The 22199-nt window shown below is 62.6% G+C and carries 20 protein-coding genes; 7 read left to right on the top strand and 13 right to left on the bottom strand.

Annotated features, from left to right (window positions below; all coding sequences use genetic code 11):
• The first annotated feature begins 336 nt into the window (after positions 1–336).
• The 4 genes from TM49_RS02535 (at position 337) to TM49_RS02550 (ending at position 3568) form a co-directional block, all read left to right on the top strand.
• Positions 337–909: a TetR/AcrR family transcriptional regulator gene (locus TM49_RS02535; protein ID WP_045679402.1), complete on the top strand. Its 573-nt coding sequence runs from the start codon at positions 337–339 to the stop codon at positions 907–909.
• Between the two features lie 158 nt (positions 910–1067).
• Positions 1068–1934, top strand: a complete 867-nt coding sequence (locus tag TM49_RS02540) for an oxidoreductase (protein ID WP_045679403.1) — start codon at positions 1068–1070, stop codon at positions 1932–1934.
• Positions 1935–2086: 152 nt separating this feature from the next.
• Positions 2087–2908, top strand: coding sequence for a 4-hydroxy-tetrahydrodipicolinate reductase (gene dapB / locus TM49_RS02545; protein ID WP_045679404.1), 822 nt, complete (start codon positions 2087–2089; stop codon positions 2906–2908).
• Between the two features lie 24 nt (positions 2909–2932).
• On the top strand, positions 2933–3568 hold the full coding sequence (locus TM49_RS02550) for a 2,3-bisphosphoglycerate-dependent phosphoglycerate mutase (RefSeq protein ID WP_045679405.1): 636 nt from the start codon (positions 2933–2935) through the stop codon (positions 3566–3568).
• A 56-nt stretch (positions 3569–3624) separates the two neighbouring features.
• Here TM49_RS02550 and TM49_RS02555 read toward each other — a convergent pair whose 3' ends face one another.
• The 6 genes from TM49_RS02555 to TM49_RS02580 form a co-directional block, all read right to left on the bottom strand.
• Positions 3625–5058, bottom strand: coding sequence for an aminobutyraldehyde dehydrogenase (locus TM49_RS02555; protein WP_045679406.1), 1434 nt, complete (start codon positions 5056–5058; stop codon positions 3625–3627).
• Between the two features lie 18 nt (positions 5059–5076).
• The gene (locus tag TM49_RS02560; protein WP_045679407.1) at positions 5077–6102 is read right to left on the bottom strand and encodes an ABC transporter ATP-binding protein; all 1026 of its coding nucleotides are present in this window, start codon (positions 6100–6102) and stop codon (positions 5077–5079) included.
• 9 nt (positions 6103–6111) lie between these two features.
• On the bottom strand, positions 6112–6915 hold the full coding sequence (locus TM49_RS02565) for an ABC transporter permease (protein ID WP_045679408.1): 804 nt from the start codon (positions 6913–6915) through the stop codon (positions 6112–6114).
• Positions 6908–7732 carry an ABC transporter permease gene (locus TM49_RS02570; protein WP_045679409.1) on the bottom strand — a complete coding sequence of 275 codons (825 nt, stop codon included), beginning with the start codon at positions 7730–7732 and terminating at the stop codon, positions 6908–6910. The genes TM49_RS02565 and TM49_RS02570 overlap by 8 nt, the downstream gene beginning before the upstream one ends.
• 412 nt (positions 7733–8144) lie before the next feature.
• Entirely contained in the window at positions 8145–9176 is a 1032-nt protein-coding gene (locus TM49_RS02575) for an ABC transporter substrate-binding protein (protein WP_045679410.1), read from the bottom strand.
• A gap of 45 nt (positions 9177–9221) precedes the next feature.
• The gene (locus TM49_RS02580) at positions 9222–9698 is read right to left on the bottom strand and encodes a DUF3830 family protein (protein ID WP_045679411.1); all 477 of its coding nucleotides are present in this window, start codon (positions 9696–9698) and stop codon (positions 9222–9224) included.
• A 383-nt stretch (positions 9699–10081) separates the two neighbouring features.
• Between TM49_RS02580 and TM49_RS02585 the strand changes: the two genes are divergently transcribed.
• Both TM49_RS02585 and TM49_RS02590 read left to right on the top strand, forming a co-directional pair.
• Entirely contained in the window at positions 10082–10690 is a 609-nt protein-coding gene (locus TM49_RS02585) for a DsbA family protein (RefSeq protein WP_045679412.1), read from the top strand.
• A gap of 147 nt (positions 10691–10837) precedes the next feature.
• Positions 10838–12637 carry an adenine deaminase C-terminal domain-containing protein gene (locus TM49_RS02590; protein ID WP_045679413.1) on the top strand — a complete coding sequence of 600 codons (1800 nt, stop codon included), beginning with the start codon at positions 10838–10840 and terminating at the stop codon, positions 12635–12637.
• 22 nt (positions 12638–12659) lie between these two features.
• Here TM49_RS02590 and TM49_RS02595 read toward each other — a convergent pair whose 3' ends face one another.
• From TM49_RS02595 to TM49_RS02620, 6 genes are all read right to left on the bottom strand, one after another.
• Positions 12660–13610, bottom strand: a complete 951-nt coding sequence (locus TM49_RS02595) for a DUF4432 family protein (protein WP_045679414.1) — start codon at positions 13608–13610, stop codon at positions 12660–12662.
• Between the two features lie 39 nt (positions 13611–13649).
• Positions 13650–14771 (bottom strand): ABC transporter ATP-binding protein, encoded by a 1122-nt coding sequence (locus TM49_RS02600; protein WP_045679415.1) that lies wholly within the window; start codon positions 14769–14771, stop codon positions 13650–13652.
• Between the two features lie 8 nt (positions 14772–14779).
• On the bottom strand, positions 14780–15613 hold the full coding sequence (locus TM49_RS02605) for a carbohydrate ABC transporter permease (protein WP_052699678.1): 834 nt from the start codon (positions 15611–15613) through the stop codon (positions 14780–14782).
• Entirely contained in the window at positions 15610–16533 is a 924-nt protein-coding gene (locus tag TM49_RS02610; RefSeq protein WP_045679416.1) for a carbohydrate ABC transporter permease, read from the bottom strand. Before TM49_RS02610 ends, TM49_RS02605 begins: the two co-directional genes overlap by 4 nt.
• 128 nt (positions 16534–16661) lie before the next feature.
• A complete protein-coding gene (locus tag TM49_RS02615; RefSeq protein ID WP_244464781.1) occupies positions 16662–18005 on the bottom strand; it encodes an extracellular solute-binding protein in 1344 nt (447 codons plus the stop codon).
• A gap of 35 nt (positions 18006–18040) precedes the next feature.
• Positions 18041–19582, bottom strand: coding sequence for a sulfatase (locus tag TM49_RS02620; RefSeq protein ID WP_045684649.1), 1542 nt, complete (start codon positions 19580–19582; stop codon positions 18041–18043).
• Positions 19583–19668: 86 nt separating this feature from the next.
• Here TM49_RS02620 and TM49_RS02625 point away from each other — a divergent pair, with 86 nt between their 5' ends.
• The gene (locus TM49_RS02625) at positions 19669–20577 is read left to right on the top strand and encodes a LysR family transcriptional regulator (protein ID WP_045679418.1); all 909 of its coding nucleotides are present in this window, start codon (positions 19669–19671) and stop codon (positions 20575–20577) included.
• A gap of 26 nt (positions 20578–20603) precedes the next feature.
• Here the strand turns inward: TM49_RS02625 and TM49_RS02630 are convergent, their stop codons facing one another.
• Entirely contained in the window at positions 20604–22121 is a 1518-nt protein-coding gene (locus TM49_RS02630; RefSeq protein ID WP_045679419.1) for a sulfatase, read from the bottom strand.
• Positions 22122–22199: the final 78 nt, after the last annotated feature.

Consider the following 22199-nt stretch of genomic DNA (forward strand, 5'->3'; position numbering starts at 1 on the left):
ACGCCGGACATCGCCAAAGCGGATGCGTGCCCGCAACCTTCTCCTCGTGCTTGAAACGAGGTTCCAGGCCGGATGCCCAGGACATTCCACACTCGCTTTCAGCGCGTGCCGTGTGCGCCGTTCAGCACGCGGTAGTTATTCGTGCCATTAATGGGGACCTTTTCAAGTAGCACGACCCTTGGATCCTCGTTTCGCGCACGAGGATGGAAGGGTGGATTTGCCGTTGCAAATGGCCGCTTGTGACCCGGTTCGAACCAATTCCCACCGCCCCTCTTGCGCTCGCGTGAACTTGACCTATATTTTGAGTGACTACTCACTTATTAATCGAGTTTAGCCATGGCCAGACCCACCAGCGAAGAAAAACGGACAGCCATTCTGGCCGCCGCGACCCGGCTTGTCGCCACGCAGGGAACAGGCGTCTCGACGGCAAAGATCGCGCGGGCCGCCGGTGTCGCCGAAGGCACGGTGTTCGTCTATTTCGAAACTAAGGCGATATTGATGGAAGCGCTGCTGTTGGCGCTCGAGGGCGAGCTGGCCAAGGCATTTGCCTTTGATGCGCTGCCCGGCGATGGCGGCCGGGAAGACCTCCATCATATCTGGAGCCGGCTGATCGATTGGGGCGTATCGCATCCGGAGTGCTGGCGGGCGATGAAGCGGCTCAAGGTTTCCGAACTGGTGAGCGAGCGCTGCCTCAGAGAGGGTGAAGCCCTGTTCGTCGAGGCCGCAAGCGTTCTCGACACCACGATTGCCCGCCATGGTCGCCGGGACATGCCGCAACGTTTCGTTGGCCTGATGCTGAACGCGACGGCGGAAGTCACTTATGAATGCATCGCCGGTACGCCCGACGAAGCTGAACATTACAAGGCGCTTGGGTTCGAGATGATCTGGAACGGCATCACCGGCGGCTGACATTTCCCGGCGCTGGCTGCGCACGACCTCCAAAGCCTCGACACGAATATTCTTATCCTGGCCGCAAATGGCCGGTTCACCCAACAGACGAAGATCCGTCTGTTATTTTTCCCGTAAAATTGAGTGACTACTCACTCATAAAATGAAAGGACTCTACCATGACCACTCCCAAAACATGGCTCATCACCGGCAGCGCTCGCGGCCTCGGCCTCAACATTGCACGCGCCGTCCTTGAAGCGGGCGACCGCCTCGTCGCCACCGCCCGAAACCCGGAACGCCTGGAGCCGCTCGTCGCCGAATTCGGCGATCGCGTTGCGCCCTTCGCGCTCGACGTCTCCGATGCCGCTCAGGCGGAGAAGGCCGTGCAGTTCGCCATCGACACGTTCGGACGACTGGACGTCTTGGTCAACAACGCCGGCTTCGGCCATTTTGCGCCGTTCGAGCAATCCGATCCCGATCATTTCCGCGCCCAGTTCGAGACGAACTTCTTTGGCGTGGTCAACATGGTACGCGCCGCGCTGCCGCATATGCGGGCACAGCGTTCGGGCCATATCATCAACGTCTCGTCGGTTGGTGGCCGCATCGTTGGCCCCGGCATGGCAGCCTACCAGTCATCGAAGTGGGCGGTCAGCGCCTTTTCCGAAATCATCGCCAAGGAAACCGGTCATCTCGGCATCAAGACCGTTTCGCTGGAGCCCGGCGGCATGCGCACGGACTGGGGCCAGCTCGCCCGCGGCGACGCGCCGAAGCTGATGGCGGACTACGAGCCTGCCATGGGTGCTATGGCGGAAGCGCTGAACAAAGTCGTGGGCCACGAGGTCGGCGATCCCGACAAGGTGGCCGCCGTCGTCCTCGACCTTGCCAACAGCGATCATGTGCCGGAACACCTCCTGCTCGGCAGCGATGCCTGGGCGATGCTGCACAAGGTCGAGGAAGCCCGCGGCAGGGAAGCCACCGAATGGGAGGCCGTCACCCGCTCGACCGACAGCGACGACGCCGACCTTTCGTTCCTTCAGCACATCTGAGCAAGGGGAAACGTCGCGTCGGCCGGAAACAAACCGGAACCGGCGCGCCAAGATCGACCTTTTCTTCCGCAAACGCTTCCAATAAGGTCTGCATGCCCCGCCGCTGAGACACGTGGCGGGGCTGACGTCCAACGGAAATACCAGGAAGAAGCATGAACATTCCGGCAATGAAGCTCGTCGTCGTGGGTGCAAGCGGACGGATGGGCCAGAGCCTTATCCGCGTGATCTCGGAAACGGAGGGCGCGGTTCTGCATGCCGCCATCGACCGGCCGGACAGTTCCGCGCTCGGCAAGGATGCCGGCGAGCTCTCCGGCGTCGGCACGCTCGGTGTCGCGATCACCGACGATCCGCTGAAGGCCTTTGTCGATGCAGACGGCGTGCTTGATTTCACGGCTCCGGCAGCCTCCGTCGAGTATGCCGGCCTCGCCGCGCAGGCACGGATCGTGCATGTGATCGGCACGACGGGCCTTTCCGAAGACGATGAGACACAGATCAAGGCGGCCGCGCGCCATGCCCGTATTGTCAAATCCGGAAACATGTCACTGGGTGTCAACCTGCTCGGCGAACTCGTCAAGCAGGCAGCAGCCGCCCTTGCCGCCAAGGGCTGGGATATCGAGGTTCTGGAAATGCACCACCGCCACAAGGTCGATGCCCCCTCCGGCACGGCGCTTCTTCTTGGTGAAGCTGCCGCCGATGGCCGCGGCATCAGCCTGAAGGAGAATGCCGTGAGAGTGCGCGACGGCCATACCGGCGCTCGCCAGGAAGGCACGATCGGCTTTGCGACGCTGCGCGGCGGCTCTGTCGTCGGCGAGCATTCCGTGCTCTTTGCCGGTGAGGGCGAAACCGTGAGCCTGTCCCACAAGGCCACCGACCGCGGCATTTTCGCCCGCGGCGCGGTTCAGGCGGCGCTCTGGGCGCGCGGCGAAAAGCCGGGACTTTATTCCATGCTCGACGTGCTCGGGCTTTCCAAATAGCAACTTTTCGAAGGAACAGAGATTATGAGCGGAACACTGGTTCTCGTACGTCACGGCCAGAGCGAATGGAACTTGAAGAACCTCTTCACCGGCTGGAAGGACCCGGACCTGACCGAGCTCGGCGTCAAGGAAGCCACCGCCGGCGGCAAGGCACTCGCCGAAACCGGCATCAAGTTCGACATCGCCTTCACCTCGGCCCTGACGCGCGCCCAGCACACCTGCAAGCTGGTGCTCGACGAAGTCGGCCAGCCCGACCTCGAAACCATCCGTGACGAGGCGCTGAACGAACGTGACTACGGCGACCTCGCCGGCCTCAACAAGGATGACGCCCGCAAGAAATGGGGAGAGGAACAGGTCCATATCTGGCGCCGCTCCTATGACGTTCCCCCGCCCGGCGGCGAAAGCCTGAAGGATACCGGCGCCCGCGTCTGGCCCTACTACATGACCGACATCCTGCCCCGCGTTCTGCGCGGCGAAAAGGTGCTGGTGGCCGCCCATGGGAACTCGCTGCGCGCCATGGTGATGGTGCTCGATCGCATGACAAAGGAAGAGATCCTGAAGCTCAACCTCGCCACCGGTGTGCCGATGGTCTACACGCTGAAGGCCGACTCCACCGTTGCCGAAAAGAAGATCCTCGGCGACATGTCCGGCGCGCACTGAGCGCCGGCCGGCCCATTGCATAACCGGAGAGCCTGCAAGCCAGGCTCTCCTGCTCTTTACGAGAGCGCCGTCATCACATGGCGGACCTGGGTGTAATCGAGCAGAGACTGCATCGACAGGTCCGAACCGTAGCCCGAATTCTTCATGCCCCCATGCGGCATTTCGGTTGCGAAGACGCCGTGGGTATTGATCCAGGTGACGCCATATTCGAGCGCTCCGGCGATCCGCGCCGCCCGGCCGCTGTCCTTCGACCAGACCGAGGAGGCGAGGCCGTATTCCGAGGCGTTGGCGTAAGCGATCGCCTGCTCGTCGCCATCAAATGGCGTCAGCGAAATCACCGGGCCAAACACTTCCTTCTGCACGATCTCGCTGTCGATTTCTGCTTCCACCAGCGTCGGCGGATAGAAGAAGCCATCACCGTCCGGCAGCGCGCCGCCGGTGACGACACGCCCGCCTGCAACCTTCGACCTCTCGACAAAACCTGAGATCCGCTCGCGGTGGCGGGCGGTGATGACCGGGCCGAACTCGACATCGTCGCGCTCCGGCGCACCGAAGACGATGGTGTCCATCATCGCTTCTAGGCGCTCAGTCAGTTCACCGGCGATGCGGCTATCGGCCAGGATGCGGCAGGCGGCGGTGCAGTCCTGCCCGGCATTGTAGAAGCTCGCCTCGCGCAGCGTTTCCACCAGCACGTCGAGATTGGCATCCTCGGCCACGATCACCGGCGCCTTGCCACCCAGTTCCAGATGGGTGCGTTTGATCATCGGGCCGGCTGCGGCGGCAAGCACGGCGCGGCCGGTGCGGACATCACCTGTCAGCGAGATCATTCGCACCAGATCATGCGAGATCAGCCGCTGGCCAACGTCGGCGCCATTGCCGAGCACGACATTGACGACGCCCGGTGGCAGGATCTCGGCGATGATCCCGGCAAGGGTCAGCAGGCTGAGCGGCGTGTGCTCCGAAGGCTTGATCACCACGGTATTGCCGGCGGCAACGGCGGGCGCGATCTTCCAGGCGGCCATCAGCAGCGGATAGTTCCACGGCGCGATCTGGGCGATGACGCCGACGGGATCGCGGCGCATCACGCTCACCATCGAGGCCGAGCGATAATGCCCCGCAGCCGTTGCCGGCATGTTGCGCACGGCGGAGGCAAAGAAACGGAAGACATCGGCGACATTGGCGAGTTCGCCGGCGAGCACGAACCGCAGCGGCTTGCCGGCATTGACGGATTCGATTTTCGCCAGTTCCGCATTGCCCTCGATCCTGTCGGCAATCGCGTTCAGCGCCCGGGCCCGCTCCTTCGGCGTCGTCACCCCCCAGCCACGCCGTGCCCTGTCGGCGGCCTCGACGGCGCGGTTGATCTGCCCGGCCGAGGCCGATGCGACTTGCGCCAGAGCCTTGCCGGTTGCGGGTTCATAGGCGGTCTCGGCCGCCCCTTCGCCCGCCTCGAACCGGCCGTCGATGAACAGTCGTGTCTCGAAATTTTCCATCGCAAACGCCTCCTGGACCTAGCGCGCGAGCACGCGCACGCGGGCGGGATCGATGGCGAGGAAGACGTCCTCGCCGGGTTTCAGCACCACTTCATTGCCGGTGAGCAACCGGATGGTCTCGCCGGCAAGGCTCAGCACATAGCGGTTGCGCGCGCCGAGGAAGACGCGGGTCTTCACGGTCGCCTTCAGCCCGGCATCGGCGACGGCGAGGTCCTCCTGCCGCAGCACGATGGCGGCATCACCTGTAACCGATGCATCGGCGACGGCGAGCTTCTGGCCATCGGCAAGCACGGCGACCGGTCCGATCTCCATGGTCGCCGGCAGCACATTGGCCGAGCCGATGAAGCCGGAGACGAATTCGGTTTCCGGCCGCGCATAGATCTCGGCAGGCGCGCCCTCCTGCTCGACCTTGCCGGCATTCAGCAGCACGACCCGGTCGGAAAGGCTCAGCGCCTCCTCCTGATCGTGGGTGACGAACAGCGTGGTGAGGCCGAGACGGCGGTGGATCTCGATCAGCTCCACCTGCATGTCCTCGCGCAGCCTGGCATCGAGATTGGAGAGCGGCTCGTCGAGCAGCAGCACCTTGGGATTGGAAACGATAGCGCGGGCGAGCGCGACGCGCTGCTGCTGGCCGCCGGAAAGCTGGCGCGGATAGCGGTCGGAGAGATGCGGAAGCTGCACCGTCTCCAGCGCATCCTTCACCCGCTGGTCCTGTTCGGAGCGGCTGCCGATGCGGCGCATCCTGAGCGGGAAGCGGACATTCTCGTAGACGCTCAGATGCGGCAACAGCGCATAGGACTGGAACATCATCGCGATGTCGCGCCTTTCGGGCGGCAGGCGCGTCACGTCCTGGCCGTCGATGACGACGCGGCCGGAGGACACGCCCTCGAGCCCCGCCACGGTGCGCAAAAGCGTGGTCTTGCCGCAGCCAGAGGCGCCGAGCAGGCTGACGAACTCGCCGGAGGCGAGGTTCAGGTCGATGCCGTGGAGAACCTCCACATGGCCGTAGGATTTGCGGATCTGGTCGAGATGGATATCGGACATGTTCTGTTCCTAGGCGCTCGCGAACTTGCGGATGCCAAGCACCCGGTCGATCACCAGAATGAGGATCACGGTGAGCGCGATCATGATCGAGGAGACGGCGGCGACAGAGGGATCGGGGCTGAATTCGAGCTGTCCGTAGATGCGCACCGGCAGCGTCGTCATGTCCGGCGTTCGAAGGAACAGCGACAGCACCGCCTCGTCGAAGGAAATGTTGAAGGCGAAGAAGGCGCCGGCGGCAAGGCCCGGCCGGCACTGCGGCAGCACCACGAAGATGAGCCGCTGCAGCCGCCCTGCCCCCATCGTGCGCGCCGCCTCCTCGATGAACGGATCGGCCTCGGTCAAGACGGCAAGCGTCGTCCGCACCACGTAGGGCAGCGTGATCAGCGTGTGGCCGATCCAGAGCGTGACGAAGGAGACCCGGCCGAAGGTGGAGCTCCAGAACATCAAGAGCCCGATGGCATAGATGATCGTCGGCAGGATCAGCGGCGACAGGAACAGAGCGCCGAGCAATTCCGACTGCGGCAGCTTGCGGCGGTGAATGGCGATCGCGGCGGAACCGCCGATGATGACGGCTGAAAGCGTCACCAGAAGGGCGATGACGAGACTGAGGCCGGCGGACGCCAGATATTCGTTCGACGATAGCACCTTGCGATACCATTCAAGCGAGAACCCCTTCGGCGGAAACGAGATGAACTGGTTCGCCGAAAACGAGGTGCCGATGACGACGACGAGCGGCGCCAGCATGAGGATGACGACGAGCGCGACGAAAACCCATGTCGCGATCTTCAGCCAGAGCGGAACGGCCTTAACCATGCCGGCCTCCCGTGAGCCTGAAATAGGGAATGAGCGTCAGCGCGATACCGAGGAACAGGATGACGGCCTGGGCGGCGGCAAAATGCCAGTCGAGCGTCTGCGTGACGGAACTGTAGATCGATGAGGCCAGCACCTGCAGCCGCGGCCCGCCAAGCAGGCTCGGCGTGACGAAGGAGCTCGCCGACAGCGTGAAGGCAAGCAGCGAGCCGGCGGCGATGCCCGGCATCGCAAGCGGCAGCACCACGTGGCGGAAGGCCTGCAGGAAGGTGCAGCCCATGGTGCGCGCGGCCTCTTCGAGGCGGGCATCGATCCGCGAGATCACGCCGAGGATGGAAAGCGTCATGAACGGCAGCAGCACCTGCACCATGCCGATCACGATCGCCGTTTCGGTGCGCATCAGGTTGAAATTGCGCTTCACCAGGCCGAGGTCGTAGAGCGTGCCCGAGACGATGCCGCCGCGCTCGAAGATCACCATCCAGCCGAAGGTGCGGATGACGACGCTGGTCATCAGCGGCAGCAGAATGACGATGATGAGCCACAGCCGCACGGTGGCTCCTGCACGGGCCATGATATAGGCGAGCGGAAAGCCGATCAGTGCGGAAATCAGGGTGATGATGAAGGAGAGCCGGATCGTGCGCCACAGCACGCCCAGATAATAGGGTTCCTTCACGAATTCGGCGAAATGGTCGAGCGTGAGACCCTCGGGGCCCATGACCGAGAGCATCAGCATGCGGGCGATCGGCAGGAAGAAGGCGAGCGCCAGCAGGATCAGGCCTGGCGCGACCAGAAACGCGTTTTCCGCTCGATCAGTGTTCATCCGCGTTCCTTCTGACTGTGGAGACAATCGCAATATCCACCTTCCGCGCAAAAAGCGCGAGCCTTTCCAAACTGCAATAGCGGCGGGCCCGGCCTTTTGCTTCGCCGCACAGCCTCCAAACCTTCTCGCCCAGGAGGGGAGAGATGTCGCGACAGCGACAGCGAGGGCGGAGAACTTCAACACGGGCGCCCTCGCGAACTGACTTGCAGCTTCACCCTCACTGCCCCTTTCGGGGCATCTCTCCCACAGGCGGGAGAGAGTATTTGGAGCAAGCGGCAAGGCCTCTGATAAATCTACCTGCACTCGAAGCGGAGGCTGTCCATAACAGGTTCCTGCTGCCAGTTGCCGTGTTGAGGATTTCGTTCGCCCCGCATCCCGGTTGGGGGCGGGATACGGGGCGGGCGCACCACTTTTATTGGGCGATGGCCTTGTTCCATTCGACGACCCAGTCGGCGCGATTGGCCTCGATAACGGCCGGATCGAAGCGCAGCAGGCTCTTCACGCCTTCCTCGCCATAGGCGACGTCGGCGGCGACCTCCTCGGGCAGTTCCGTCTTGGAATTGGTCGGCGTGTAGCGCAGCGCCTCGGCGAAGCAGGCCTGCGCTTCCGGCGAAAGCTCCATGTCGATGAACTTCAGCGCCAGATCCTGATTGTCGCGACCGGCGACCAGATTGGCGGTGATGTAACTTGCCGGCGTGCCTTCCTCGCCCTGCTGGAATTTCACCGGCAGGCCGGCCTTGCGCAGCGTATAGGCATAATCGGAAGCGTAAGGCGCGATGAAGGTGCCGCCCTGGGCGAAAGCCTGCTGGATTTCCGGCGATTTCGAAACCACGAAGGCGCCGTTCTCAAGCATCGTCTTCACCGCGTCGAGACCCGGCTGAATGTTGTCGAGATCGCCGCCGGCGACCTGGTTCAGCATCAGGAAGCCGAACAGGCCGTAGGTGTTGGAAATGTCGGTCAGCACCAGGCCTTCCGCCATGTCCGGCTCCATCAGGTCCGCCCACTTGGCGGGCGCCTCGGCGAGCTCGTCGCTGTTATAGAGCAGGCCGATCGCGGCGATCTGATAGGCCGGGCCCTCGCCCTTGTCCATGTTTGCCCCGGCAAAGGGGTAGAGATCGGCGGCGTTAGTGAGCTTCGAGGCGTCGATCGGCGCCAGCAGGCCTTCTTCGGCGCCGACGATTTCCTGACCGCCGGAGAAGTGGATGACGTCATACTGCGGCGCATCCTTCTGGGCGCGCAACTGGGCGAAGGCGTCCGCCGAATAAGCGGTGACAATCTTCACATCGGCGCCGGTTTCCGCGGTGAACGGATCGATGACGCATTTGCGGTGCGCCTCTTCATAGGCGCCGCCGAACGAGTTGATGGTGATTTCCGCAGCGAAGGCCGAGACCTGCGAGGCGGCGAGAACCGATGCTGTCGCCAGCAATGTGGTGAGACGTTTCATGCTATTCCCTTCCTCTTGTTTTTCTAAGGTTATTCGGCCGAACCGTCAGACGAGACGGCCGATCTCAACGCGCTTCGCGCCCTCGGTGCGGATCAGCCGGCACTGGGCCGCAACCGCCTCGAGATTTTCGGTCATCTTGCCGAAATAGGTGCATGAAATCCATCCGGTCGGACCGAATGTGCGGCCGCCGACGCCGTAGAACATGCCGATTTCCCAGAACTCGTCCGGATCGATCTTGAAGAAGTTCTTGGGCTGGTAGAACCACAGAAGCTCGCCCGGTTCCGGCAGGATGGTCTGGTTTTCCGGCGGCAGTTTCGTCGGATCGAAATTGCGGGCCTCTTCCGGCAGGCCCATCATGATTTCAGGCCCCGAAAAGATCGCATGGGTCGCCGGCCACTGGATCGGCTTTTCCAGCGCACCCCAGATCGCCTTGCATGTCTCGGGAGCATTGTCCCAATAAAGAGAAATGATGCCTGTAACATCGGCATCGATAAATTTCAGGTAGAGTTTCTTGTCGCTCATCAACCGCTCCTGCTGGATTTCAGCAACAGAAAACCGAACTTCACGTGATTGTGTCCAATTTCAAATTTACATACGGCGATAAATGCTTTTTATGCATCCGGCTGCTGAAGCGGTTCGTTTTTGTGTTGGTCCCATCGGTAAGGTCGTCGCTTTGCGACTTGCCGTTTTTTTTCGGACCAGACCGCCAGTTGCTTTCTGGAGTGAAAATCGAAAACGGTCCTTTGCGACCGAACGGTGAGGGGTTCGCGTGATCCACGCGGGCCGGTGTGCGCCCTCGCCGTGCCGAAAGGCATGTCCTTCGATTTTTGTTGAACCCCGCGGGCCTCAGGCATCGATGCCGCGTGCCCGCACGCATGACTACGATCCAAGGAACCAAAAAAAGAATGCACAATCGACGCAGTTTCATGACGGCAATGGTCGCCGTCGCCGCAATGCCGCTTTTCCCCCTGCCAACCTTTGCCCGTACTGTCGGGCGCATCGCCGAGGACCCTGCAGCGCCCGTGCTAGGCAATCCGAATGGCGATGTCACCATCGTCGAATTCTTCGACTTCCAGTGCGGTTATTGCCGCTCCGGTTACCGGGCCCTGCGTGAGGCCGTTGCCGAGGACGGCCAGGTCCGCCTCGTTCTGAAGGACTGGACCGTTTTCGGGTCGTCGTCCGTCTATGCCGCCGAGGCAGCACTCGCAGCACGCCGCCTCGGCGTCTACGAGAACGCGCTCAGCGCGCTGATGTCGACCCGTGGTCGCCTGACCCCGCGCGGCATAGACCGGGTGCTGGCACGCAAGGGTGGCCTCAACATGGACGCCATCCACGCCGAAATGGCCACCGGCAAGGCATCTGCCACAGCATTGCTTGCCCGCAACGACGCCGAAGCACGTTCGTTGCGCCTTGAGGGCACGCCCTCTTTCGTCATCGGGCGACAGCTCATCGCCGGCGATATCGGCAAGCGAGGCTTTGCCGCCGCTATCGCCAACGCGCGGGCTTCTGCCTGACGCCGCCCCCGCGGCACGCTGCAATTTGCAGCGTGCCGCTTTCATCTGGAATTTTCCCGAAAAGCCTTGCCTTGACGCTATCGGAAGCTTTCTATGATGGGAAAGGCCTGTTCGGGGCCTTTTTCATTACCCGCAGAAAGGCCGCCGATGACCAGACTGACCCGCTTTTCCGTTTCCCCGCTCTCTGACATGACGCGCCGGCTTGCCGACGTCGCCTCCAGCCGCGCCGAGCCAGATCTCGTCATCACCGGCGCGCGGGCGCTTTCGACCTATTCCGAGCGGATGCTGGACAATCGCGAACTCTGGATCGCCGGCGGCCGCATCGCCGCGATGAAGCCGGCCGGCAGCTACAAGGGTGCCGCCAAACGCTATGACGCGAAGGGCGGCATCATCGCGCCCGGCCTCGTCGATCCGCATCTCCACATCGAATCGAGCATGGTCACGGCCTGTGCCTATGCCGAGGCCGCTCTTCTGAACGGCACCACCACGATCTTCTGCGACAGCCACGAAATCGGCAATGTCATGGATGTCGCCGGCGTCGAGGCGATGCTGGAGGACGCCCGCCAGGCGCCGCTTTCGATCTTTCTGACGGTGCCTTCCACCGTGCCGGCCACCTCGCCGGAAATGGAAACGGCCGGCGGCGACCTGACGCCGGAGAAGATTGCCGCAATCTTCGACAACTGGCCGGAAGCCATGGCGCTCGGCGAGAAGATGGACTTCGTGCCGGTGGCCATGAGCGACGAACGCTCGCACGCCATCATCGCCGAATCGCTGAAGCGCGGAAGGCCGGTCTCGGGCCACGTCTATGGCCGCGATTTCGTTGCCGCCTATGCCGCTGCCGGCGTTACCGACACCCACGAGGCCATCGACCGCGAGATCGCCAACGACCTTCTGGAAGCCGGCGTCTGGATTTTCCTGCGCGGCGGCCCGCCGACGACGCCGTGGCACTCGCTGCCGGAAGCGATCAAGGCGATCACCGAACTCGGCGCCTCGCACAAGCGCGTCGCCGTGTGCACCGACGACCGCGATGCCGACGACCTGTTGCTCTTCGGCCAGGACTGGGTAACGCGCCAAGCCGTGAAGGCCGGCATGACGCGCGAACAGGCCTGGGCGATGGGCTCGCTCCACGGCGCCACCCGCTTCGGCATCGGCGACGAAGTCGGCGGGCTCGGCGGCGGCAGGCGCGCCGATATCGTGCTGCTCGACGATGAACTGAAACCGGTCAACACCTGGTATGGCGGCGAGCTGGTGGTCGAGGACCGCAAGGTAACGCCGCTGCTCGACGATGCGCTGTCATCGCCCTACCGCTATCCGGAGGCCGCCTATCACACCGTGAAGCTACCCGAGCAGGTGAAGCTGACGCCGGAGCTTCCGACCGAGAAGGTCATCGCCCACTGCATCCGCACCGAACTCCCCGGCATCACGCTCGTCCACGACCGCATCGAACTGGAGCCGGCCAATGACTGGCAGACCCATTTCGAGCGGCACAATCTCTGCTTTGTCACGGTGGTCGAGCGGCATGGCAAATCGGCCGGCAATGTCGCCCATGGCCTGCTTTCCAACTTCTCGCTGAAGAAGGGCGCAATCGCCTCCTCCGTCGGCCATGACAGCCACAACATCATCGTCGCCGGCACGGACGAAGCCGACATGCAGGTGGCCTTGCGCGCGCTCGAAAAGACCCAGGGCGGCGTCTGCGTCGTCGATGACGGCAAGGTGACTGCGATGGTTGAACTGCCGATTTCGGGGCTCCTCTCCGACAAGCGCATTCATGCGGTGGCCGACGAGGTGAAGGCGCTGAAGGTCGAATGGGAGAAGGCCGGCTGCACCATTCCCTACATGGGTTTCAACCTTATCCCGCTCTCCGTCATTCCCGATATCCGCATCACCGACAAGGGGCTGGTGCTCGTGCCGGAAATGGAAATCGAAGCGCTGTTCGAACCGGCCTGAATGCCGCCGCGGCGGGCGGGCGTCACCATTGCCCGCCGGAAAACGTCATTTCCAGGAAAAACGCACGGCTTGCGCCGCGTTCCAGCGGAACCAGTTGACCGGCCTCGCGCAATTCGGCGCGCGGCCGGCGGTCATGGGACACCGGCTCGATGGCGACGACGTTGATCCCGTCTGCGCGGTTCGAGAATGTCTGCAGGTATGGAAGGGTGTCGGCCCGGTAGGCAAGCTCGAAGGCTGGGTCCCCCGGCTGCGGCCCGCCGGCAAGCCGCACCCTGGCGGTTTCCGCACCGGATAGGCCGATGTCGATCGGCTTTTTGAGTCTGGCGGAGATATCCGCATCATTCAGCATCAGCACGCTATCCTCGCCGATCAGCGGAAAGCCGAGATTGATGTGGTAGAGCGCCATCAGCGGCGCCTCGCCGGAAAGCAGCGTCACCGTGTCGCTGACCGAGAGCGAGCGGCCACCGAGCGGAACGCCAATACGGCGCAATAGCCGGAACGCGCCGCCCGACAGGCTGAACTGGGTCACCTCGGCAACGATCTCGAACACGCAGTCATCGCCGATCCACACCGGCGCTGCGGAAAGGATCTTCGCCGGCACATGCATCGCCGAGCCATGCAACGGATAGTCACGCCCGTTGTCGTGCACCGGCTGGCGCACGTGCTCGAAGCCGCAGGTGGTCATCAAGCCCGAAAGCGGGCTGTTGTTGCGCGCCGCCGAGGGGGTCGGATAGCCCATCGGGTTTGTCCATGCGAACGGCGTGCCATTGCACCAGACCTGGCCGATATCGCAGCTCCGGTCCGGCAAGAGGTCGACCCTGAGCCCGCCGCCGCTGTCGATCTGGATCAGCCGCGCGCCGCGGCCACTGCCATCTTCGAACGCGAGAGGCCGGATGCCGGCGACTTCACCGATATCGGGGAGAAGCCGATCGAGCTCGGCTCGCGTCCATTGCCTTCCAAACAACGTGGTCACGATCCCGCCCCCTGCTCAGTTCACGGTCCCGCCCCCGTCTCAGGTGAGCAGGTTATTACCCGTTACGCCATCGAAGAGATGCCAGCGGTCGGTCTGTGGGACCAGGCCGATGACGTCGCCGTTCTTCGGCAATGCCGTCGCATCGATGGACCCGTCCGTTTCCGGCGCACGCACCGCAACCTGCTTGCCGGCGCAATCGCCGAAGATGAAGACCTCGTGGCCGAGCCATTCGACCGCGATGACCTCCATGCGCACGGCATCCTTTCGCGACGCCTCGACGATGACGAGATGTTCGGGCCGGATCCCGAGCTGGACGCTTGTCGAACCGTGGCCTGCTGCCCGCACCGCGGCAAGCCTTTCGGCGCTCGCCGGCAACGCCATCGACGGCGTTCCCGAAAACCGCAATCCGTCATCGCCAATGGCGAGATCCCCTTCGAAGATGTTCATCTCCGGCGTGCCGAGGAAGGTGGCCACGAAGACGTTGTGCGGTGTCAGATAGAGCTCCTGCGGGGTGCCGATCTGCTGCAGATGACCGTCCTTCAGAAGCGCGATCCGGTCGGCCATGGTCATCGCTTCGACCTGGTCGTGGGTAACGAAGATCGACGTCGCCTTCAGTCGGTCGTGCAGGCGTCGAACCTCCAGACGCGTCTGCGCCCTCAGCTTTGCATCGAGGTTGGAGAGCGGCTCGTCGAACAGGAAAAGCTTCGGATTGCGCACCACACAGCGCCCCATGGCGACGCGCTGGCGCTGGCCGCCGGAAAGCTGGCCGGGTTTGCGCTTCTCCAGCCCCTTGAGGCCGAGCATCTCGACCGAATCCGCCACCCGGTGCGCAATCTCCTCCGGGTCCATGCCGCGCATCTTCAGCGCAAAGCCCATATTCTGTTCCACCGTCATATGCGGATAGAGCGCATAGGTCTGGAACACCATGGCGAGATCGCGCAGCGCCGGATCCTGTCCGGTGATATCCTCGTCATCGACGATGATCTTGCCGCCGGTGGTTTCCTCAAGGCCCGCAATCATCCTGAGAAGCGTGGATTTGCCGCTGCCGGAGGGGCCGACGAGCACGACGAACTCGCCGCTCTTGATATCGAGGCTGATGCCGGGAATGACGTCCAGCTTGCCGTATGATTTCTTGACGTTTTGAAGTTCAAGCTTGGCCATTGTCCTACCTACTTGACTGCGCCGGCGAGAAGGCCGCGCACCACGAAGCGTTGTCCGAATAAAATGAAGGCGAGCGCCGGCAGCATCGACAGCACCGCCGCCGCCGCCATTTCGCCGTAGCGGATCTGATATTCCTGCGCGAAGGTCGCGATCGCCACCGGCGCGGTCATCGTGTCCTTGTCGGAAAGATTGAGCGCGATGGCGAAATCGCTCCAGGAATAGATGAAGGCGAGCGCGCCGGCCGCCGCCATGCCGCCGAGCGAGAGGGGCAGCACAAGATGGCGGAACACCTGCCCGTAATTGCAACCGTCGAGGCGAGCGGCCTGGATCAGCTCCTTCGGGATGTTCATGACGAAGCCGGTCATCAGGAACAGCGCCATCGGCAGATTGTGCACCACGTGGGTGAGTATCAGCGCCAGATAGGTGCCGTGCAGGCCGAGCTCGGCGAACATCACGTACCACGATCCGACGAAGGTGAGCGTCGGCAGCATGTGGAAGATCAGCGTCCAGCCGAGCACCAGATAGGTCACCCAGCGCGGCGGCTGCAGCCTGACGATGGTGAAGGCGGCAAGCGTGGCGACGAAGAGCACGATCGCTGTCGAGACCACCGCGACCACGGCGCTGTTGAACAGGTTCATCAGGAAGTCCGACTGCCTTGAAAACAGAACCGACTGGTAATTCGAGAGCGTTGCCGGCGCGATCGTCACGCCCATCAGGATGTCGATCTGGCGCTTGAACGAATTCGACAGAATCCACAGCATCGGACCGGCGATCATCAGCGCGTATCCCCAGACGACGAGGTTTCCTCCTGCGGCTCTGAGGCCGCTCGAACGGGGCGTCATGCGTGCACCTCCTTGTTGCGACGCCAGCGCCGGACAACGGCATTGGCGAGAATGGCGATGAAGGCGACGGAGAACAGGGTCAGGAAAGACATCGCCGAGCCGAGGCCGACATTGTCCTGGCCGAAGAACACCCGGTAGATCGAGAAATTGATGACTTCCGTTGCAGTGCCCGGCCCGCCTGCTGTGAGCAGGAACACCTCGTCGAACACCTTGAACGACAGGATCAGCCGGAAGGCGACCGTGATCAGGATGGTCGGCAGCATCAGCGGGATGGTGATATGGCGCAGTTCCTGCCAGCCGTTGAGGACATCGATGCGCGCCGCCTCGAACACTTCTTGATCGAGCGATTCAAGCCCGGTCAGCATCAACAGGAAGACAAACGGCGTCCAGTGCCAGATATCGACCGCGATGACCGAGGGCAGCGCCAGCCTGGCGCTTCCGAGCCAGTCGAACGGCCCGAGCCCGATGAAGCCGAGGATGTTGTTGACGATGCCGAAATCGCTGCCGAGCAGCAACCGCCACATCGCACCGATGACGATCGGCGGAATGACGATCGGCAGCAGATAGATCGCCGTCAGTACACCGCGACCGATCTTCGAAGCCCTCTGCACCGACAGAGCCATGAAGAAACCGAGCACCATCTGGCAGCTGACGGCCGCCACAGCAAAGATGATGTTGTTGCGCACGCCGGCCCAATAGACCGGCTGGTCGGTGAACAGCTCGATGAAGTTCGCCAGACCGACAAAGCTGAGATCAGCCTTGCCGTCCGACCATTCCAGCGAGGACAGGCTCAGGATGGCGACGTTGATCACCGGCCAGATGGTCAGCGCCACAAGCAACACGACCACGGGGGCGAGCGAGCCGATCACCCACAGGCGGTTCGCCCGCATGAGCCCCTTTGTCGTAGTGGAGGCACGCATAAGCGCTCCTTTTCAAAGCGAAGGTTTTCAATGCCCTGCAGGGCCGCGGTTTCCGACGGCACCATGGTCATGGGCAAGACAGGCCGGACCGCGCCACCGGTGCGCGGTCCGGCAATCCGATGGCGGTGCTAGAGGCTTCCCGGCGGGGTGACGTCATAGCCCGCCTCGACGAGGATCTTGTTCATGTCCTCGGCCGCGCCGTTCAGCGCCTCGGTCGGCGTGATTTCGCCGATCACCGCACGGTTGAGGTAGAGCGAGATGACGTCCTTCAGCTCGGTTCCCTCGATCAGCGGCATGTTCATCACCGCGTTCTTCGCATTTTCCGAAAACGCCTTGATGTAATCATACTTGGCATCATCGGCGAGCGCCGTATCGGTCAGGTCATCGCGCACGGGAATACCGCTCGCCTCGACATAGGCGACCTGCTGGTCCTTGCCGATAAACCACTTCATGAAGGCGAGTGCAGCCTGCTGGCGGTCTTCCGGCACGTTGCCGGCGATACCGGCATACCACTGCCCGGCCGCAGAATAGTGCTTCTGTCCGGGCTCGGCGGGGATGAGCGCCGTTCCGATCTTGCCGGCAACGATCGAGCTGTTGGGATCCTCCAGCGGCGCAACGGCAGCGGCAACGGCGATCGCCTGGGCCCCCTTGCCGGTCGACAGCAGCTGGATGAGTTCGGCCTGCGCGATGGCACCGGGATTGGGCGGCCCCGCCTCCTGGCCGAGCTTGATGTACATTTCGAGCGCCTTCAGCCCTTCGGGACTGTTCAGCGTCACGGAGTAGTCACCCTTTTGCGGGTCCTTGAAGAAGGTGGCGCCATAGCCGAGGAGGTATGGCGTGAAATTGTAGAGGATCGAGTCACGGCTGGCGCGCGGCACGAAGCCGTAGATTTTCGGCGGGTCATTGAGAGCGTTGGCATTGGCGAGCAGCTCGTCCCAGGTTTCGGGAACCTTAAGCCCCTTCTCCTCGTAGAGATCCTTGCGATAGTAGAGAAGCTGGACATTGCCGTTCGTCGGAATGCCGTAAAGCGTGCTGTCGGGATCGAAGCTGTGGGTATCCGCATTCCAGTAGGCCGCCCCACCGAAGCCGATAATACCGTCCGGCAGCGTGAAGTCCGGATCGATCTCGTTGATCGGCTTCAGAAAACCGCCGGCATAGATTTCAGCCGCACCGGAAGCATTGATGTTGACGATGTCGTAATTGCCCTCCTCCGATCTCAGCGAGTTGCGGGTCTTCTCGAGCATGCCGCCGAACGGGGTGACATCGAGTTCGATCTTGTTGCCGGTCTCATCCTCATAGCGGTCAACCATCGCGATGAAGGAATTCAGCCACGGCGACTGATTGATGAGCATCCTGATCTCGGGCTGGTCCGCGGCAAGCGCCGGGGCGGCCAGACCGAATGCGAGCGTCGCCGCGGCGGCGGTCAGGCGAAGCGAACGGGCGAAACGCCGGTCCGTCGATTTCATGTGCATTTTCATTCTCCTCCCACTTGTGAGCGTTTGCGCCGCTAGCGGCGCTTAAAGGATGGTGCGGCCTCCTCAACCGCCAGTCCCATCCAGTTCATGAATGTCTCCGTTGCGTCATGGCGCGCCAGATGCCCGAGGATGGCCTCCCGCAGGCGCGCCTCGACGGCCTGGTCGCGGATCGGCTGTTGCTGTTCCGGATCTTGGCGCAGATCATAGAGCGCCGTCTCGAAACCCGTGAAGGCCTTTCTGTACTCGCCTGGCGGCCGGCGGGCGCTGGTGAGCGCCGCGATGGAAAATACCGGCACCCCCTTGGTGAAATCCATCGGCGGATGCATCGTCGCCGTCCGCAACTCATCGATCCCGAACAGGGATTTGAGATGGGTCGGCATGATCGTGTATTCCCTGAGGCTCTCGTCACCGAGGTCAGGCGGGTAGAGAAAATAGCTGTAGTCACCATCCGTCACGCCGATGGGACCGCCGAACATGCCGAAGATCACCTCGCGGTCGCCGGGCCTTCCCGCCATTCTTTCGAACAGGGAAAGGCCCGTGGTCTCGGGAGGGATCGGCTGCGAAAAGACGTCGAGCATGGTCGGCATCAGGTCCGGCGTCTGGGTCAGCGCATAGACGCGCGTACCCTGCCGGTCGGCGAGGTCGGGATGATGCATGATCAGTGGAATATGCGCGATCTCTTCGTAATAGGGCGTGACGTTCTTGCCCCACCAGTCATGCTCCGACAAAAGGAAACCGTGATCGGTCGTCAGGATCAGGCTGGTATCCTTCCAGAGGTCATGTTCATCAAAGTAGTCCAGCAGCTTTCCGAGATACTCATCGCACATGGCGACGAGGGCGGCATAATTTGCGCGCACCTCGGCGATCTCCTCCGGGCTCTCGGTGACCGCGACATATTGCGGCCAGTCCAGGATCGGCCCGTCATAATCGGTCGGCACCTTGTCGCGGAAACGCTTCGGCGCAAAGAACGGCTCGTGCGGATCGAAGCATTCGAGCTGCAGCATCCAGTTGTCGGCATCGCGGTTCTCGTCGAGGAAGGCGAAAGCCTTCTCGAAGCACTGGTAGGCCGGGAAGTCTTCCTCTTTGAGGATGAAGTCGCGGTTTACCTGGTGCTGAAGCCGGTTCGCCTGTTTGGGGCCGTTATAGTTGCGGTCCGAATAGTCCCTGCGATAGCGCTCGAGCGGCGGCTTCACCTTGGCCTTCCAGGCGTCATATTCCTGACCGCGCACGAATTCCCAGGTCGAATAGCGCGGATGATAGGTCGCGCCGCCATCTTCGAAATAGTGGAAGTGATCGGTGATCAGATGGGTGTAGACGCCCGCATCCTTCAGCAGTTCCGGCATGGAGTTGTCGAACGGCTCGAGCGGTCCCCATGAACGGTGCATGAAGCTCAGCCGGCCCGTATGCATGTCCCGCCGCGCCGGCATGCAGGGCAGGCTGCCGACATAGTGGCTGTCGAACGTCACGCCGCGCGCTGCAAGTCGATTGAAATTGGGCGTCGCGATGAGCGAACCGCCATAGCACTCCAGGGCCAGCCTGTTGAGCGAGTCAAAAAGCACCAATACCGATCGCATGAATTCCTCCGTGGCCCGCAAACTAGCGCTTCCCCCGAAGCCGCACCAATAGTAAAAGCTCAATAAGCGATAACCGGGAGATATCGATGAGCCTGCATCACGTCTGGAGGCTGAGGCACTTTCTGAGCATTGCCGAAAACGGCAGTTTCCACGCCGCCTCGCGGGCACTCAACATCAGCCAACCGGCCCTGACGAAGTCGATCCGGATTCTTGAGGAGGAGTTCGGCACGGCGCTGTTCGTGCGGCTGCCGCGCGGTGTCTGCCTGACGGAGCCGGGCGAGACGCTGCTGGTGCGTGCCCGCGAGATCGATGCGGCGTGGAATGCGTGTCTTGTCGAGCTCGGCGGCCAGGGGCGCGGCCTCGGCGGCCGCATCCACATCGGTGGCGGGCCGGTTTATTCCGCCGTCTATTTCCCGCAGCTTCTGGCGGAAATGCACGGGTTCTTTCCGAACCTCAGGGTCTCGGTGTCGATCGGGGTCGGTGCGGATCTGCTGCCCGCGCTCAAGAACGGGGATTTGAGGGCCTATGCCGGCGGCGTTCCGGAGGGTTCGGAGGCGCTCGGCCGCGATTTCGAGACAGAGGTGCTGACCATGCAGGCCAATTCGATCTTCGCCTCGCGCAAGCATCCCCTCGTCGCCCAGGACAAGATCGAAATCAAGGACTTGCTGAAATACCCCTGGCTGAGCCTCTACAGCGGCCAGTATGCGAGTTTCAAGATCGACCAGTTCTTCCAGAAACACGGGCTTCCGAGCCCAAAACTATCGATCGACGCCCATTCCCTTCAGATCGGGATGACCATGCTTTCGGAACACAATTTCATCGCCTGCATGCCCGAACCGCTGGCCCGCTGCTTTCCGAATGCGGAACTGAAGAATATCGGCGAGGACGACTTCCGCTGGAGCATGGCGACCGGGGTCTCGTTCCAGAAGAAGGATGCCGAATTTCCGCCGATCCGCTTCATGCTGCGTGCGTTGAAGCGGATGACGACGGCCTAGGGCGGCGCTGTCGCCGCCCCAAGCCTTCAGGGCTGGTCGAGGTCGTACCAGCCGTAGAGCTCCGACGGCGTGTCGTGGCGCGCCAGCTCAGTAATCATCGCGCCATAAAGCCCTTGCAGAACCGCCGGATCCACGACCGGGGCCGTCTGCGCCGGGTCGGCAACCAGGTCGTAGAGGCGGGTGCCGAGATCAGCGAAACTCTTGCCGTCATTATAGGGGATGCGCTTTGCATCCTTGCGCGCATCAATGCCCAGAACCGGAACGCCCTTGGTGAAATCGAAAGGCGGGCAGAGCCGCGCGGTCTTGAGCTCCTCCAGCGTGAAGGGCGCCGTCATATGGTTCGGCACCAGAGTATATTCCGTGAGCCCTTCCCGCGTGAGATCCGGGGGATAGTGGTAGAGAACATGGTCGCCATCGGTCACGCCGATCGGACCGGCAAAGACGCCGAAGATGGCGGCATCCCGGATCGGCTCGCCGCGGGAAAGCAGTGGCATGATGCTCTGCCCTGTCACCTCCTCTGGCGGGTTCAGATTGTAGAGTTCCAGGATGGTCGGCATCAGGTCGACGGTCTGTGTCAGCGCACCACGCCGCTCTCCCGCAAGCGCCTGATGATCGGGATGATGAACCATCAGCGGAATATGGGTGACCTCCTCGTAGTAGGGCATCCGGCACTTGCCCCACCAATCGTGCTCGGAGAGCAGGAAGCCGTGATCGGTGGTCAGGATGACGCAGGTGTCGTCCCACATATCGTGGGCGTCCATATAGTCCATCAGCCTGCCGAAATAGTCGTCGCACATGGCAACGAGGGCTGCATAATTGGCGCGGATTTCGGCGATTTCCTCCGGCGTCTCGCTGACCTGGTCATATTGCGGCCAGTCGAGAACGCGGCCGTTATAGCCGGTCTCGTAGGCCGCCTTGAAGCGCTCCGGCGCATGGAAGGGTTCGTGCGGGTCGAAGCATTCCAGCATCAGCAGCCAGTCGTCGGCACTGCGGTTACGATCGAGAAATTCGAAGGCGGAGGCAAAGCAGCGCGGCCCCGGAAAATCCTTCTCCTCGACGATCGCCTCGCGGTTGATCGCATGCTGCAGCCGCTTGTCCGGCTTTTCGGTGTTGTAGTGGCGCGGATCGAAGGTTTCGCGGATGCGCTCCAGCGGCGGCTCGACCGTGGCGACCCACGGATCGTATTCCTGGCCACGGACATAGTCATAGCTCGAAAAGCGGGTGTGAAAGCCGTGGCCGCCGTCTTCGAAATAATGCAGGTGATCGGTGACCAGGTGAGTGTGGATGCCGTTCTTCCGAAGGATATCGGCGAAGGAATTGTCGAACGGCTCCATCGGCCCCCAGGAGCGGTGGGGAAAGTTCAGGCGCCCCGAATGCATGTCCCGGCGCGCCGGCATGCAGGGCAGCGAACCGACATAGTGGCGGTGAAAGGTGACAGCGCGGGCGGCGAAGCGATCGAAATTGGGGGTCTTGACTGTCGTACCGCCATAGGCGCCGAGCGCGTTGCGGTTCAGGCTGTCAAACAGGACGAAAATGGTTCTCATAGTGTCTCCTCTCCCGCCTCTTCTGAACCGTTTTTACCGCGTGCGGTAATGAAACTTGCGGCCGGATCGATAACCTGA

Source organism: Martelella endophytica, assembly GCF_000960975.1.
In the GTDB taxonomy this organism is placed as follows: Bacteria; Pseudomonadota; Alphaproteobacteria; order Rhizobiales; family Rhizobiaceae; genus Martelella; species Martelella endophytica.